This is a genomic window from Zymomonas mobilis, assembly GCF_006715975.1.
GTDB classification, from domain to species: Bacteria; Pseudomonadota; Alphaproteobacteria; order Sphingomonadales; family Sphingomonadaceae; genus Zymomonas; species Zymomonas mobilis_B.
Map to the genome: position 1 here is coordinate 1,420,949 of NZ_VFOF01000001.1, position 13,817 is coordinate 1,434,765.

The 13,817-nt window shown below is 48.3% G+C and carries 12 protein-coding genes; 5 read left to right on the forward strand and 7 right to left on the reverse strand.

The window, feature by feature from the left end; all coding sequences use genetic code 11:
* Nucleotides 1-22 precede the first annotated feature (22 nt).
* Genes FBY58_RS06235 through rsmA form a run of 3 tightly spaced genes read left to right on the forward strand, consistent with a single transcriptional unit; the run spans nucleotide 23 to nucleotide 3,336 of the window.
* Nucleotides 23-1,432, forward strand: coding sequence for a peptidylprolyl isomerase (locus tag FBY58_RS06235; RefSeq protein ID WP_141919982.1), 1,410 nt, complete (start codon nucleotides 23-25; stop codon nucleotides 1,430-1,432).
* A 41-nt stretch (nucleotides 1,433-1,473) separates the two neighbouring features.
* Entirely contained in the window at nucleotides 1,474-2,478 is a 1,005-nt protein-coding gene (gene pdxA / locus FBY58_RS06240; RefSeq protein ID WP_141920639.1) for a 4-hydroxythreonine-4-phosphate dehydrogenase PdxA, read from the forward strand.
* An 18-nt stretch (nucleotides 2,479-2,496) separates the two neighbouring features.
* Nucleotides 2,497-3,336 carry a 16S rRNA (adenine(1518)-N(6)/adenine(1519)-N(6))-dimethyltransferase RsmA gene (rsmA, locus tag FBY58_RS06245; RefSeq protein ID WP_141919983.1) on the forward strand — a complete coding sequence of 280 codons (840 nt, stop codon included), beginning with the start codon at nucleotides 2,497-2,499 and terminating at the stop codon, nucleotides 3,334-3,336.
* Nucleotides 3,337-3,379: 43 nt separating this feature from the next.
* Here the strand turns inward: rsmA and FBY58_RS06250 are convergent, their stop codons facing one another.
* The 7 genes from FBY58_RS06250 to guaB form a co-directional block, all read right to left on the reverse strand.
* On the reverse strand, nucleotides 3,380-4,249 hold the full coding sequence (locus tag FBY58_RS06250) for a hypothetical protein (protein ID WP_141919984.1): 870 nt from the start codon (nucleotides 4,247-4,249) through the stop codon (nucleotides 3,380-3,382).
* A gap of 16 nt (nucleotides 4,250-4,265) precedes the next feature.
* Nucleotides 4,266-5,603: a lipopolysaccharide biosynthesis protein gene (locus FBY58_RS06255; RefSeq protein WP_141919985.1), complete on the reverse strand. Its 1,338-nt coding sequence runs from the start codon at nucleotides 5,601-5,603 to the stop codon at nucleotides 4,266-4,268.
* An 84-nt stretch (nucleotides 5,604-5,687) separates the two neighbouring features.
* Nucleotides 5,688-6,482: a hypothetical protein gene (locus FBY58_RS06260; RefSeq protein WP_260432127.1), complete on the reverse strand. Its 795-nt coding sequence runs from the start codon at nucleotides 6,480-6,482 to the stop codon at nucleotides 5,688-5,690.
* A complete protein-coding gene (locus FBY58_RS06265) occupies nucleotides 6,460-7,185 on the reverse strand; it encodes a nucleoside triphosphate hydrolase (protein WP_141919986.1) in 726 nt (241 codons plus the stop codon). The genes FBY58_RS06260 and FBY58_RS06265 overlap by 23 nt, the downstream gene beginning before the upstream one ends.
* Nucleotides 7,186-7,692: 507 nt before the next feature.
* The gene (locus FBY58_RS06270; protein ID WP_141919987.1) at nucleotides 7,693-8,277 is read right to left on the reverse strand and encodes a M48 family metallopeptidase; all 585 of its coding nucleotides are present in this window, start codon (nucleotides 8,275-8,277) and stop codon (nucleotides 7,693-7,695) included.
* Between the two features lie 213 nt (nucleotides 8,278-8,490).
* Nucleotides 8,491-9,723 (reverse strand): RsmB/NOP family class I SAM-dependent RNA methyltransferase, encoded by a 1,233-nt coding sequence (locus FBY58_RS06275; RefSeq protein WP_141920641.1) that lies wholly within the window; start codon nucleotides 9,721-9,723, stop codon nucleotides 8,491-8,493.
* Between the two features lie 33 nt (nucleotides 9,724-9,756).
* On the reverse strand, nucleotides 9,757-11,214 hold the full coding sequence (gene guaB / locus FBY58_RS06280; protein ID WP_141919988.1) for an IMP dehydrogenase: 1,458 nt from the start codon (nucleotides 11,212-11,214) through the stop codon (nucleotides 9,757-9,759).
* 274 nt (nucleotides 11,215-11,488) lie between these two features.
* Between guaB and FBY58_RS06285 the strand changes: the two genes are divergently transcribed.
* Together FBY58_RS06285 and FBY58_RS06290 are read left to right on the forward strand one after the other, a co-directional pair.
* Entirely contained in the window at nucleotides 11,489-12,199 is a 711-nt protein-coding gene (locus tag FBY58_RS06285; protein ID WP_141919989.1) for a response regulator transcription factor, read from the forward strand.
* Nucleotides 12,168-13,802, forward strand: coding sequence for a stimulus-sensing domain-containing protein (locus tag FBY58_RS06290; protein WP_141919990.1), 1,635 nt, complete (start codon nucleotides 12,168-12,170; stop codon nucleotides 13,800-13,802). The genes FBY58_RS06285 and FBY58_RS06290 overlap by 32 nt, the downstream gene beginning before the upstream one ends.
* Nucleotides 13,803-13,817: the final 15 nt, after the last annotated feature.

Sequence of the window (13,817 nt, forward strand, 5' to 3'; positions counted from 1 at the left end):
TCTTCCCATATAAAGAGACATCTTGTCGGAAGTCATTGAGGATACAGAGTTGCGGGTAGCGCAAAAATTATTCACCGTTTCAAAAAAACGCATAAAAAAAACCGCCGCGATATTGCTCGCTGGCGGGGTGGCTGTTGCCGTTCCTGCTTTTCTGTTTGCGCAGACCGAAGATTTGGGGCTGAAATTACCAAGAGAGATGACCCTCTTTGGTAAGAGTAATCCCAATGTCTATAAAGCGACCGCTATCGTCAATGGCACGATTATTACCAATACCGATATTGACCAGCGCTTTGCGTTAGCTTTGGCCGGTAGTGATGTCAGCAAAATCACCGACGAAGATCGCAATATGATCAGATTGCAGATTTTGCGTAATCTGATCGATGAAACCTTGGAAATCCAAGAGGCCAAGGCCAATGATATCATTATCACGCCGACCGAACAGGATCAGGTTTTTGAGCGCTATGCGCATAATATGAAAAAAACACCGGAATCTTTTGGTGCTTTTTTACGGGCGCTAGGCTCTTCGGAAAAATCCATGAAACGCCAGATTGAAGGCGAAATGGCTTGGCGGCGTCTGATGGGACGACGGGTCGAACCTTTCGTGAATATTAGTAACGAAGAAGTTCAGAATATTATCAATCATTTGAAGGCGTCCAAGGGTAAAGAACAATATCACGTTGCCGAAATTTTCCTGTCTGCAACCGATGCCAATCGTGATGCAGTCCGTGCCAACGCTGTTAAAATTGCAGAACAGGTTCAGCGAGGCGGCCCCCATGGCGGCGCAGGTGAATTTTCAGCCTTTGCGCGCCAATATTCAGAGGCATCTTCGGCAGCAAGAGGCGGCGATATGGGCTGGGTTCAGGCTGAACAGCTGCCTGATGCGTTGGCTCAGGTTGTTAAAACAATGCCTGTTTTAAGCACGGTGGGACCGATTGAAACGCCGAGCGGTTTTTCGATTATTGCTTTGGTCGATAAACAGCAAATTTTGGGTATTGATCCCCGCGACGCTATCGTTTCGTTAAAACAGATATATGTCAGCTTCCCACCTGGCACGACCAAAGAAATGGCTGATACCAGAACAGCGCAATTAAGAGATGCAACCAAAGAATTAAAGGGCTGTGGCTCGGTCAGTGAGATCACATCCAAAGTGGGTGCCGAAGTCATGTCAAATGACCAAGTCAGCATCAGAAGTATGCCGCCTGCCCTGCAAGATATCGTTGCGAGATTGCAAGTCGGTGAAGCCACGGTTCCCTTTGGTTCCGTCAGTGAAGGTGTCAGCGTTTTGGTCGTCTGTGGTCGAGATGATCCTAAAGTCGCCAAAGCGCCTAATTTCCAGCAGATTCATAACCAGCTGCAAGAAGACCGGATTACCAAGAGAGCGGCTCGATATCTGCGCGATTTAAGGCGTGATGCTATTATCGATTATCGTTAGATCCGGTAGGAATGCCGGATAACGTAAGATTGGAAAAGATGATGAAACCGCTTGCTGTAACATTGGGTGATCCTTCGGGTATCGGTCCCGAAATCGTAGCGAAAGCATGGTTGCGCCGGAAAAGCGACCAGATCATACCTTTCTTTGCAGTCGGGGATGCGGCATCCGTTCAAGCAGTTTCGTCTATTCCGGTTAAAATGATTGAAGATCCGGATGAGGCTTTGTCGATTTTTGATCAAGCTTTGCCGATACTGCAAATTACGTCAAAAGAAGAAATCATTCCCGGAAAGCCGAGTAAAGCAGGAGCCGAAGTCGCCTTTGCTGCTTTGGAAAAAGGTGTTGCCTTGGTCAAGCAGGGAAAAGCCTCCGCTTTGGTGACGGCTCCGGTTTCGAAGGCGGAACTTTATCAGGTTGGTTTCACCTTCCCCGGTCAAACCGAATTTGTGGCAAACCGTTGTGGTGTCGCCGCCGAAGATGCCGTCATGATGTTGGCGGGGCCTGATCTTCGAACAGTGCCTTTGACCATCCATATTCCCTATCGGGATGTGTTAGAGCAATTGACGCCTGAATTGATTATCAGTCGCGCGCGCGTCACGGCAGATGGTTTGAAACGGCATTTTGCGATTGCTTCACCGCGCTTGGTTATTGCCGGATTGAATCCCCATGCGGGAGAAGATGGCACCATTGGTCGCGAAGAAATCGATGTTATTCAGCCTGCGATAAAGCAGTTACTTTCTGAAAATATTGATGTCAAAGGGCCGTTTGCGGCGGACACGCTGTTCAGTCCCCGCGCCCGTGCCAGCTATGACGCCGCATTATGCCCGACCCATGACCAAGCCTTGATTCCGATTAAAACGATCAATTTTGATAACGGCGTGAATACAACGCTGGGCTTGCCGATTATTCGCACCTCACCGGATCATGGAACGGCTTTTCCTTTGGCAGGAAAGAACAAGGCCGATGAAGGTGCGATGGTTGCGGCCTTATTGATGGCAGCAGAATCCGCCCATAATCGCCAAGTTTATGCTCAAAAACACGTTTTATAGACGGATAACCGAATAATTATGCCTCAAACTCAAACGCTTGAACCGTTGCGGGCAGTTATTGCCCGACATGGGTTGTCGGCTGATAAGCGGTTAGGCCAAAATTTTCTTCTGGATAGCCAGTTACTAGATAGAATTGCCCGTGTACCCGGGGATTTACAGCAAAAGACGGTCTATGAAGTAGGCCCTGGCCCTGGTGGATTGACCCGTGCTTTATTGAAAGCCGGTGCTAATGTCACTGCGGTTGAGCGTGATCGTCGCTGTTTACCAGCATTAGAAGAACTGTCGAATAGTTTTCCTAATCAGCTTAACGTCATTTCCGGCGATGCTATGGAAATTGACGAGCCAGCCATTCTTGGGAATGACGTTCATATTGTTGCCAACCTGCCTTATAATGTTGGGACAGCGCTTCTTATTCGTTGGTTAACGGCTAAGACATGGCAGCCTTGGTGGGCTTCACTGACTTTGATGTTCCAAAAAGAGGTGGCGGAGCGCATTACAGCTAAAGTGGGTAGTTCGCATTACGGGCGTTTATCCGTTTTGGCGCAGTGGCGCAGCGAAGCAAAATTAAGCTTTCCGGTGCATCGTTCGGCCTTTGTGCCGCCGCCTAAAGTGATGTCTGCGGTCGTCCACCTGACACCTAAGGCGCAGCCTGATAATCTTTCGCTCGCCAGTTTGGAGAAGATTACAGCTGCCGCCTTTAATCAACGTCGGAAGATGTTACGACAAAGCCTGAAAAATATTGAAGGCATGATGGAGGCTTTGGAGCAAGCGGGTATTGAATCAACCCGCCGCCCTGAAACCGTTAGCGTAGAAGAATTTATTAATCTGGCGCGCTATTGGGAAAATCGAGAGCCGTAAGAAAATCTTAAAATTAGGTGGGATTTTCTTATATCGCTTACGATTAGAAGCCTGTCTCGCCTAATTTTAAGAGTGTATTCAAACGGCTGAGGATGGATTCCGGTAAAGGAAAAGCGAATTTGTTATAATCCTGTTCGCCTTTAATCTGTTTTTCAACCAGATCATCATGCATATCCCCCATTAGACCATTGATTGTGGCCAGATAGAAAGACATCTGGTTATTCCATTGAGCAGGGTGGATAACGCGCAGAGTATCGTTGAATGAAATACGGCGGCTGATAATTTTACGGATATTGTGGAATTTATGTCCCGTGACTTTATGTTCACCCAGCGCGATTTTAATTTTGCGATTTTGTTCGGAAAAATAATCAAGCAGGCTTTGAACACTAGCCGGTTTGAAATCAGCGAGTTGCCAGCGGACAATGTTATAAAAAGGCGGCATGAGTGCTGCCCAGAGTAGGGCACCCCAAAAAGCCGTTTTGCCTTTTTGTCTGTTTTTGAAAGCATCCTGCATATGCCCCATCAAACTGGTCACCAGATTGACAGACCAAGGGTAACGATGACGATCATCCATATTGGCACAGGCAAAACGGATATGTTTAAAACGAGCGCGAGCGTATTTAAAAGCCAGTCTTTCTTCGGCATCATCGGTGCCGCCCCGTTTTAGGATACGCATCACCAAACGCCGAAAATCCGGAATTTCGACCCCGCGTTCCAGCAATTGCCAGCAAAGGCGGTAGCATTCTTCGCTATCACCCTCTTTCAAGGCTGGTCTATCCCCATCTGGGCAAGCGGCTTCGAGATAAGGTTCGTCATCCAGCAAAATATTTTCGAATAATTGATCAAGCTCTGCGTCTGTAAACTGCGGATAAGCAAGCGAGACGTTTTTTTTCTGTGCTTTTTTGTGACCCATCAGTTTTCAGCTCTCTTTAATTCGGTATTTCAGATTGGATAGTTTCAGATTCTAGAAGATGCCGACGCGTATAGCCGATAATGGCGGGGATCATGGCTAAAATATTTAATAAGAAGACACCAAGAATATAGGATATGCCCGCACCATGAAGGCCAAAGCTATGCGTTAAGCAGACCAATGCAGTAATATAGGTGACGACCGATATAATTTGCGCGACGAGGACGGCTTTCGCCTGACCTGCCATATAGAGCAAGGATTCAAGCGGGAAACAGGACATTGAAATAACCAAGGCCGGAGACATGAGAGTCATCAAGGTTGAAGCTTCGGCATATTTATGACCGAAAAGGCTGATCAGCGGTTTGCCACCGATCAAAATAGCCAGCATTAGGCACAGCCCAATGCCACCGGAGAGTAGCCCCGTTCTCACGGCCAAATGCCAAGGATGGCGGCTTTTGGGATCGAGACGCATGATTTCCGGATAGAAGCCTTTTTCCAAAAAGCGCGCCGGTTTGATGGCTGAATCCAATAACGTCGTAGCGATTTTATAGCGTCCTGCCGCAGCGGGTCCCAGAATACCACCAACGATCAAATTGCCGACAGGCGACCAACAGGCATCCAAGGTCGTATTAAGATTGGTTAACCACACAAAATTCCAGACGCCAGGTAAGGCCGACGGTGCAGAACGGAGACTGGGGCGCAAAGAAGATTGCATATCCCGTTCGCGTAATTCTTTGACGGTCATGAGCCACAGAACCAGATCGCCGGCAATATCAGCAATATACCATGAGGCAACGAAGCTGGTGAAACCCAATCCGAATAGCCATGCCACGAGAGTGCCGAGGCCACGCAAAAGCGGTGTTACGATTTGTTGCCTAGCAATAAGATCAAAACGCCCAACCAGACGCAAAACGCCAGTTGGCGTTGCAGAGGACATGGTCGGAACAAGCGTGCAATATAAAAGGGCAATAGGCGTGTATTGGGGCCCAATACCAACAAAAGAAGCCGCAAAAAACAAAATAGCCATGCCGACAATCATGCCAAACACGCCAGAGGCCATATCGAGACCAACGGCGAAGCGAATAGCCTTCATGACAATATTACGGTTACCCTGTTCATAAGGACGGGCACCGAATTTTAAAATCATTTGCCAGCTTTGGAATTTGGTTAATGCCCCTACCCCCAAGGCATAGGTATGAATCAGCATTAAGGTACCAAATTCAACCGGTGTCAGCATACGACCTGCACCGATAAGCGCGCCCAATCCGATGAGCGCACCGATCAGTTTCGTTGATCCGAGATATCCTGCGTTTTTCAGAACAGTTCGAAAAACGCGGTCTTTCAACCATCCTGACATAGGCTATTTTTGCCTTTTCTTACCCTGTAGAGATTGGATGCAGAGGCCTGAAATGGCCTAGTTGTAGCAGATTGGGCGGTTTTGCTATTTGCGAGTGGAAACCAGATCAACCGAAACATAGGGTTGAACCCGACGCACAATATCTTTCCAGACCACATCATAAGGACGAGTAGCGTCGATAATTTCCATATGCGCGCCACCGAAAGTCAGATGCTGCATGATTTCCGATTTTGTGCGGAGTGCTTCGATATCGTGATCAGGTTTACGGGCGTGAGCCGTGTCGGGATCCACATCCAGACGTAAGACGAGATCAGGCCTAAAAGAGGCCATGCGTTGGTAAAGACCGGCTTCTGAACGCACCAGCCATCCCACAAAGCGATTACCTGCTTTTGCTGCCGACAGCCCCGGGCCATCACATTGTCCAGCGATTTCAGCTTGCGGATAGCGATCAGTAATGACGGTAACGCCCGATTTTAGAACGCGTCTCATTTTGAGATAGGAGAAAAACCGCCGCAAGGAAAAGAAGTAAACGACCAGTGCCGTCATGACGCCCGGAATTTTTTTCCCTTTTGTACGGGTTGCCGCTGCCCGTTGTTGCAGCATATTTTCGATCCATCGACCGACCAATGGAATCTGTCCAATTTTTCTGCCAAGGTCACCAGAGCCCAAGCCAAGATAATAGCGTTTGACTGGAGAGTCTTTTTTTATAGCAGAAATAAGATCCGTAGTGAGGCTGGACTTCCCACTTCCATCACATCCGACAAGCGCAATCAGTTTACCGCGTGGGACGTCAATTTCTTTAGACGACGCCCCTTCAATCGGCAGATTTTTCTTATCCAATAATAATTCCATAGGTTTACTTGGCGGTTGCTTGGTCATAGCGTGCAATGGTCGCGAGAATAGCTTCCTTAGCCTTTCTAATTACTTGATCGAGGGGTTCGGTGCTATCCAGATCGAGGATAGGCGCTCCGTTAAAAGTCAATCGGGGAACATCCCTTACTTTTCGTTCTAAGGAGGCGGGGCGATGATCGGGTTTACGCTTGAGAGCGGTTCCAAGATCAACATTAAGCCGGATAACAATATCCGGTGGATAGGATGCCATCCAGTTATATAGGGCCTGTTCTTGCCGTGTCAAAAAGCGAGCAATCATCCCTTTCGGGCTTCTGGCGACAAGACCCGGGCCGTCCATCGGGCCAGGAACCACGGCTTGCGGATAGCGGTCGGTTAAAATTGTAAAGCCTTTACGGTGTAACCTTTGCATCCGCATAAAACGGAACACCCGACGCATTGAAAGAATAAAGATAATCGCGGAAACAGCAGCCCCTGCCCCTTTTTCGTCTCTTGCTTTTGATGAGCGGGCAATCACTTGCTTATCAAGTTTTTTGCCAACAAAAGGCAGACGCGCAATAGCCCGTCCCCAATTTCCGGTTTGCTTCCCAAGATGGCAAAAAGCCGTCGGGCGCATGGTCTGTAGCCAGTCGAGCAGTTCTTGACCCACAGTCGTCTTGCCGCTTCCATCAGCACCCACAATGGCTATGAGAGGAGCTGACCTCTTATTTTGGAAAGACGCTGTTTGAGACATGGTGGTTGACCTAGGGAGTGATGATCTTGCGAAAGCGTGATTACAAGATCGTTGAGTATACTATCAAGTATTTTTGCTGCAAAGCATGCTAATAATTTATGCAGAGCAAAGATAATAGCTTTATCTTTATGCAAAAAATAAAGTGAATAGGGCGAAGCAATTGCCAAATTCTAGGCGAATATCAGCCTGATAACAGGTAAACCGCAAAGCGGGTTTTTGACCGACTATTTGCCGAGCATAGAAGTGAAAATGTCGCTGTTCTGAAAAATTTTGTAACGGTCCAGCAAACATCTTCCCATAATGGTGATCAACAAAAGATCGCGGAAAACCATGCAATATTGGTTTACTGCATCAGTATGCGTTTGCCTGACAGGCAGAAGCAGAGGTGGAGATACACAAAAAAGGCAGACAGAAAAGGCTTTGTGACAAAGCCTTTTCTATTAGATTTTCTGAAAGAAAATAATTAGATATTTTTACAAGAAGAATATAATAAAGAAGTATTTATTTTTATTTTTCAATGCTTTTGGCGGGCGTAGCAGAAGGTTCGGAGGTCGATTTTACAGGCGTTGCTGTTTTTGAAGCGTCAGTGTCTGTTTTTATAGAATTATCGTTATCCGCCGTTTTTACCTCGTGAGCAGGCGGTGCGCCTTTCGCAATGGCCGCCGTCAATTGGGTAGAGGCAGGACATTCTTGCCCGCAGATTTTTTTGATTTTATCAAGATTTTGCTGCGCTCTTGCTATGGCACCTTTTGCAACCATGGCTTCCCCTTGAGCGGCCAAGCTATTGACATCAGTGGGATCGATATTGAGCGCTTCCTGATAAAAACGAATGGCTTTTCCGTTTAAGCATTGGACTGCGGCAATATGTCCTAAAGCCATAAACGCGTTTTTATTGCGAGGATCGACAGCCAACGCGCTTTCAAGAAGTTGCGACGCGTCTACTAAATGGCCTTCTTTTTGTGATTTTTCAGCCTGAAGCACCAGATTGGTTGAGTAAGGATTGATTTGGTTATCGGGTTTGCCATGAGAAATTTGAGGTGTTCCGGATGCCAATGTCAGAGACAGGACAAGGGCTAGAGGCGAAAAATTCATTATTTTCTCCGGAAAAGAAGCAAACTGAAGAAGAATATCCATTACAACCCATAAGGCCGCTTGCCAAAAGTCTAACCCGACTATCTATCCACCGCAACGAATAGTTATTATGCGATAAAGACGGAATCAGACAAGTGAAATAGCTTCATTCACCATTTTGGATAGGAAGAAAAAGGCCGATATCTTGATGATTTCGGCCTTTTTATTCTGTTTTTAAGACCCAATATAGCGCAACCGACTGACAAAAAAGCCGTCAGTTTGATCTTTAAGAACCGTAAAACGGCGACCATTGCCACGAAAAGTGCCTGCGGGAACATCTGAATTTTCGACTTCCCAATCGGGATGGCGATCCAGAAAAGCCGCAATTTGATTAGTGCCTTCGTCATCAAGTAACGAACAGACCACATAGACCAGATAGCCGCCCGGATGAACCAGTCGAGAAGCAATATCCAAAAGATTGCTTTGGGTTTCGATCACGCGTTGCAACCGAGCCGGTGTCAAGCGCCAGCGAGCTTCCGGATTCCGCCGCCATGTTCCGCTGCCAGAGCAAGGGGCATCTACCAAAACCAGATTTGCCCGATGGGTCAGGTCTTCCAGAGCGAGATCTTCTTCTTTTGGATTAAGAAGACGTTGTTCAATATTCGGAAGTTTTGCCCGTTCAGCGCGAGGCTGTAATCGAGACAAACGGTTTCTATCCGTATCACAGGCGATCAGATTAAGATCGGTATCCGCATTATCAGCGAGCATATCACTGGCCAAAGCCAGCGTTTTGCCCCCTGCCCCTGCGCAAAGATCGAGGACATTCATACCCGCTTTCGCTTGGCAGATAAAAGTCGCCCATTGCGAACCCGCATCTTGTATTTCGATAGCCCCTGCTTTCCAAAGCGGAGATTGATCGACCTTTGATCCTTCCGGTAGCCGAATGGCGTAAGGAAGATTGGGTAAAGGCTGACCTTCTGGGAAGGATTCGAGCACAGTATCGAGATCAATTAAATGGGGATTAAAGCGAATATCCAACGGCGCACGTCCCAAAAGAGCATTTTGCTCATCTGGGTCGATGTCGCTTTCATTCATCTTGTCTACCAACCATGCGGGCAGCAAAGACGTATTTTCTTCTGATAAACGAGCGGCTTCCGCCCGTTCTCTAGGCGTTATCGGCTTTGGTGCGCGCGTTGATCCATCACCATCAAATAATGCGGCCAATTCGGGGTCATCATAGGCGAGACGAACCATAGCCGCCCGACCATTGGCCGGACAATTGCCTGTATGACGAATTGCCCGATAAACCAATTCACGAATAGCCGCACGATCTTTCGAACCAGCATAGCGGCGCGTTTTGAAATATTGGCTGACCAATCGATCTGCCGCAGAACCTTCTTCACGCACCGCCCGAGTAATCTGGTCGAGCAGTTCAATGGCGGCTTCTACTCTTGCTTGAGGGATCACCGCCAAGACTCCTTTTGATCGTTAATGATGCTTCTAGCGAAGCGGATAGTTAGGGGCTTCACGGGTGATGGACACATCATGCACATGGCTTTCATTCAAGCCGGCATTGGTGATGCGGACAAATTTACCCCGTTTTTGTAATTCGGGAATGGTTGCAGAACCCGTGTAGCCCATAGCGGCTTTGATGCCACCCATCAACTGATGGATAACAGCAGAAGCGGCACCCTTGTAAGGCACCTGACCTTCGATACCTTCTGGAACCAGTTTCATTTGATCTTTTACATCCTGCTGGAAGTAACGATCAGCTGAACCCAATGCCATAGCACCGACAGAGCCCATACCGCGATAGGATTTATAGGAGCGGCCCTGATAGATGAAGGTTTCACCCGGAGCTTCTTCGGTACCAGCCAGAAGTGAACCGACCATAACAGTCGAAGCACCAGCGGCAAGCGCCTTGGCCAAGTCACCAGAAGTCCGAAGACCACCATCAGCAATAATCGGGATATTGGATTTAGCCGCTTCTTTAGCGGATTCCATAACGGCGGTTAACTGAGGCACACCGACACCGGCAACAACGCGGGTCGTGCAAATAGAACCCGGGCCAATACCGATTTTAACAGCATCTGCACCAGAATCGATCAGGAAGCGCGTGGCTTCTGGCGTTGCAACGTTACCGGCAACGACCTGAATTTTGCTGGACAGCTTTTTCAAGCGTTCGACAGAGCGACCAACATTGAGGTTATGACCGTGAGCCGTATCAATGACGATCAAATCGCATTCAGCGTCGATCAAAGCTTCGGCGCGTTCGAAACCGGAATCACCGACCGTCGTAGCGGCAGCGATACGGAGACGACCCGACGGATCTTTGGTTGCGTTTGGATAAGCGACTGATTTTTCGATATCTTTGACCGTGATCAGGCCGAGACAGTGATAATTGTCATCAACAACCAACAGCTTTTCAATTCGGCGCTGATGGAGCAAGCGACGTGCTTCATCCTGCGTGACGCCCGGTTTGACAGTCGCCAGATTTTCGTGGGTCATCAGTTCCGAGACAGGCTGTTCGAGATGTTCGGCAAAGCGGACATCGCGATTCGTCAGGATACCGGCCAGACGGCCAGAAGCCTCGACAACCGGAATACCGGAAATCTGATATTTATTCATCAGCGCGCGTGCTTCACGCAGATTGCTGTCAGGCGTAATCGTGATCGGATTAACGACCATACCGCTTTCAAAGCGTTTGACCTGACGCACGGCTTCGGCCTGTTCTTGCACCGTCATATTGCGATGTAAAACGCCAAGACCGCCAAGCTGTGCCATGACGATGCCCATTTTAGCTTCGGTTACCGTATCCATGGCCGAAGAAAGCATCGGAATGTTAAGTGAAATTTCCCGTGTCAGGTTGGTACGGAGGTCGGCCTGACTGGGAAGAACATCAGATGCCGCAGGACGAAGTAATACATCGTCAAAAGTGAGGCCTAGACTGATTTCCATTGTGAATCCCCCGGATCAGGCCCGTTCAAAACCTTATCATAGAAATTCATAAGGATCTGATTGGGCAATAAGATTCATAGCCCTATATAATGGGATCGCTTTGCTTTCCAGCACTCTAATAGGGTTTTTCCTTATTTATTTTGCATTTTTTGTTTAAACCCGTTGTTAGAAGCGGAAATAAATCAGAGAACCGATCAAGCCGAGCAAAAGAACAAAAAATTTGGCGGATAATAGTTGCCATATTCATCATATTTATGCAGTAGAGCGAAAATAAATGACTGCTTCAATCGCCTTGGTCGATGACGACCGCAACATTTTAGCCTCTGTTTCTATGACGCTTCAGTCAGAGGGTTTTTCTGTCAGAGTATATTCTGATGGCAAGACTGCGCTGAATGCTTTGCTGGAAACGCCCCCCGATCTGGTTGTGCTTGATATCAAAATGCCGATCATGGACGGAATGGAGGTTTTGCGGCGGTTGCGCGAAAAGAGCATGGTGCCGGTCATTTTTCTGACTTCCAAAGATGATGAGCTAGATGAAGCCTTGGGTTTGGCATCCGGTGCGGATGATTATATTGCCAAACCGTTTTCTTTACGCTTGTTGATGGCGCGTATCCGTGCCTTGTTACGGCGCACCGAAGCAAGATATCAGCAATTAGACGAAAACAGCCCTGCCAATGATAGCCATATCATCGTCAGAGGCCGTTTGGTAATGGACCCAGACCGCCATCAAGTATCATGGGATGGGCAGGATATTTCATTGACGGTGACAGAGTTTCTTATTTTAGAGGCCTTGGCACAGCGTCCCGGTTTTGTAAAATCGCGTGACCAATTGATGGATACCGCCTATCAGGATGACGTCTATGTCGATGATCGCACCATAGACAGCCATATAAAACGCCTGCGGCGTAAATTCCGTCAGGCAGATAATCAATTCAAAAGTATAGAGACGCTCTATGGTATCGGCTACCGGTTTGCCGAAGAATAAAGAAGAAGACGCTGCATCCCGCCATCATTGGCGGCGAAACGAGCTTGCATTGGGTTGGTCAGCCCGTTGGTCGCTGACGGCGCGCATTCTTGCGGTGAATATTTTCGTCCTTCTGATCTTTGCAGGCACTTTTTTCTATGTCGCCCAATACCGAGATCGCCTTACCGGCCTTCAGACCGGTAAATATAAGGCTATGGTCGAGCTTATCACCGATAATCTCGAAAATACGCCTGAAGCGAACTGGGATAGTCTGGTTGACAGAATGGGGCAGCAGACCGGTTTTCGCATCCGTATTTTCAGCGCCAAAGGCGATCGGGTTTTTGATAGCTGGAACAGCGGCAAGCCCAGTTATGTTATCCATGATCCGAAAAAGGATGATTGGCAGCATCATTTGGCGCGGCTGATGGATCGCATCAACGATACGGTCGTTCATGCCACCCCGTTAAGCTATTATCAGGAACCGAAATACGACCGGTTAGAGGCATGGCCGGAAGCGGTGACTGCCCATAGTCAGAATAAAATGGCCGCCCAGATAAGATGGGCCGCCGACCGCACGCCGTTAATTTCGATTGCGGCACCGGTTGGTAAAAACGGAACGACTTTATTCGCGACCGACAATCCCCGCTATATTACCCATAAAGTAAGACGGCAGCGTTTTTGGGCAATGATCGTTTTGTTGGTCGTTACCTGTGTTTCTGTGGCTTTGTCTTTATTCTTGGCGCGGACAATTGTTCATCCGTTAAAAAGCCTTGCTAAGGCCGCCGTTCGTGTCCGTTTAGGACGGGCAAGAGAAGTGAAAGTGCCTCGCTTGCCTGCACGTCGAGACGAAATCGGTTTGTTGGCCAGATCGCTGTCGGATATGAATACTGCCTTGCAACAGCGGATTGATGCAACAGAAGCTTTTGCGGCCGACGTGACCCATGAGCTAAAAAACCCGTTGGCTTCGCTACGGTCGGCTGTCGACAGTCTGGAAATGATTAAGGACGATCATTTACGGCAGCAGTTAATTAGCGTTATCCGTGATGATATCCAGCGGTTAGATCGCCTAATTACCGATATTTCGGAAGCTTCGCGTGTCGATGCTGAAATGGCGCGTTCTAGCTTTGAAGTCATTGATTTGGGCCCGCTAATCCAAGGTGTTACCCAGCATTGCGAAAGACGGCCAGATGCCGCCGATGTCAGAATTGCTTTTGCGCGGCCTCAATCCGGCATTGCTGTTGTTTTGGGGGATGGCACGCGCCTTACCCGCGTAGTTGAGAATTTGATTGATAATGCAATCTCATTTTCACCCCGCGATGGTCTGGTGACGATTACCACAACCCGTGACAAAGAAGATGTCGTTATTCGTGTCGAAGATGAAGGCCCCGGTGTGCCGGATGATGCCAAGGAAGAAATTTTCCGCCGGTTTCATTCTGTCCGTCCGAGTCAGGAAGCCTTTGGCCGTCATAGCGGATTAGGTCTGGCAATCGCCAAGGCAACGGTCGAAGCACATCATGGCACCATTGAAGTCACCAAGAGATCTCAAGGGAAGTCGGGCGCCAGCTTTATTGTCCATTTACCGGCGGCTCCGGTGATCCATGCCCCCCAGAGTAGAAAAGCCTAGAAATTGGATAGGATA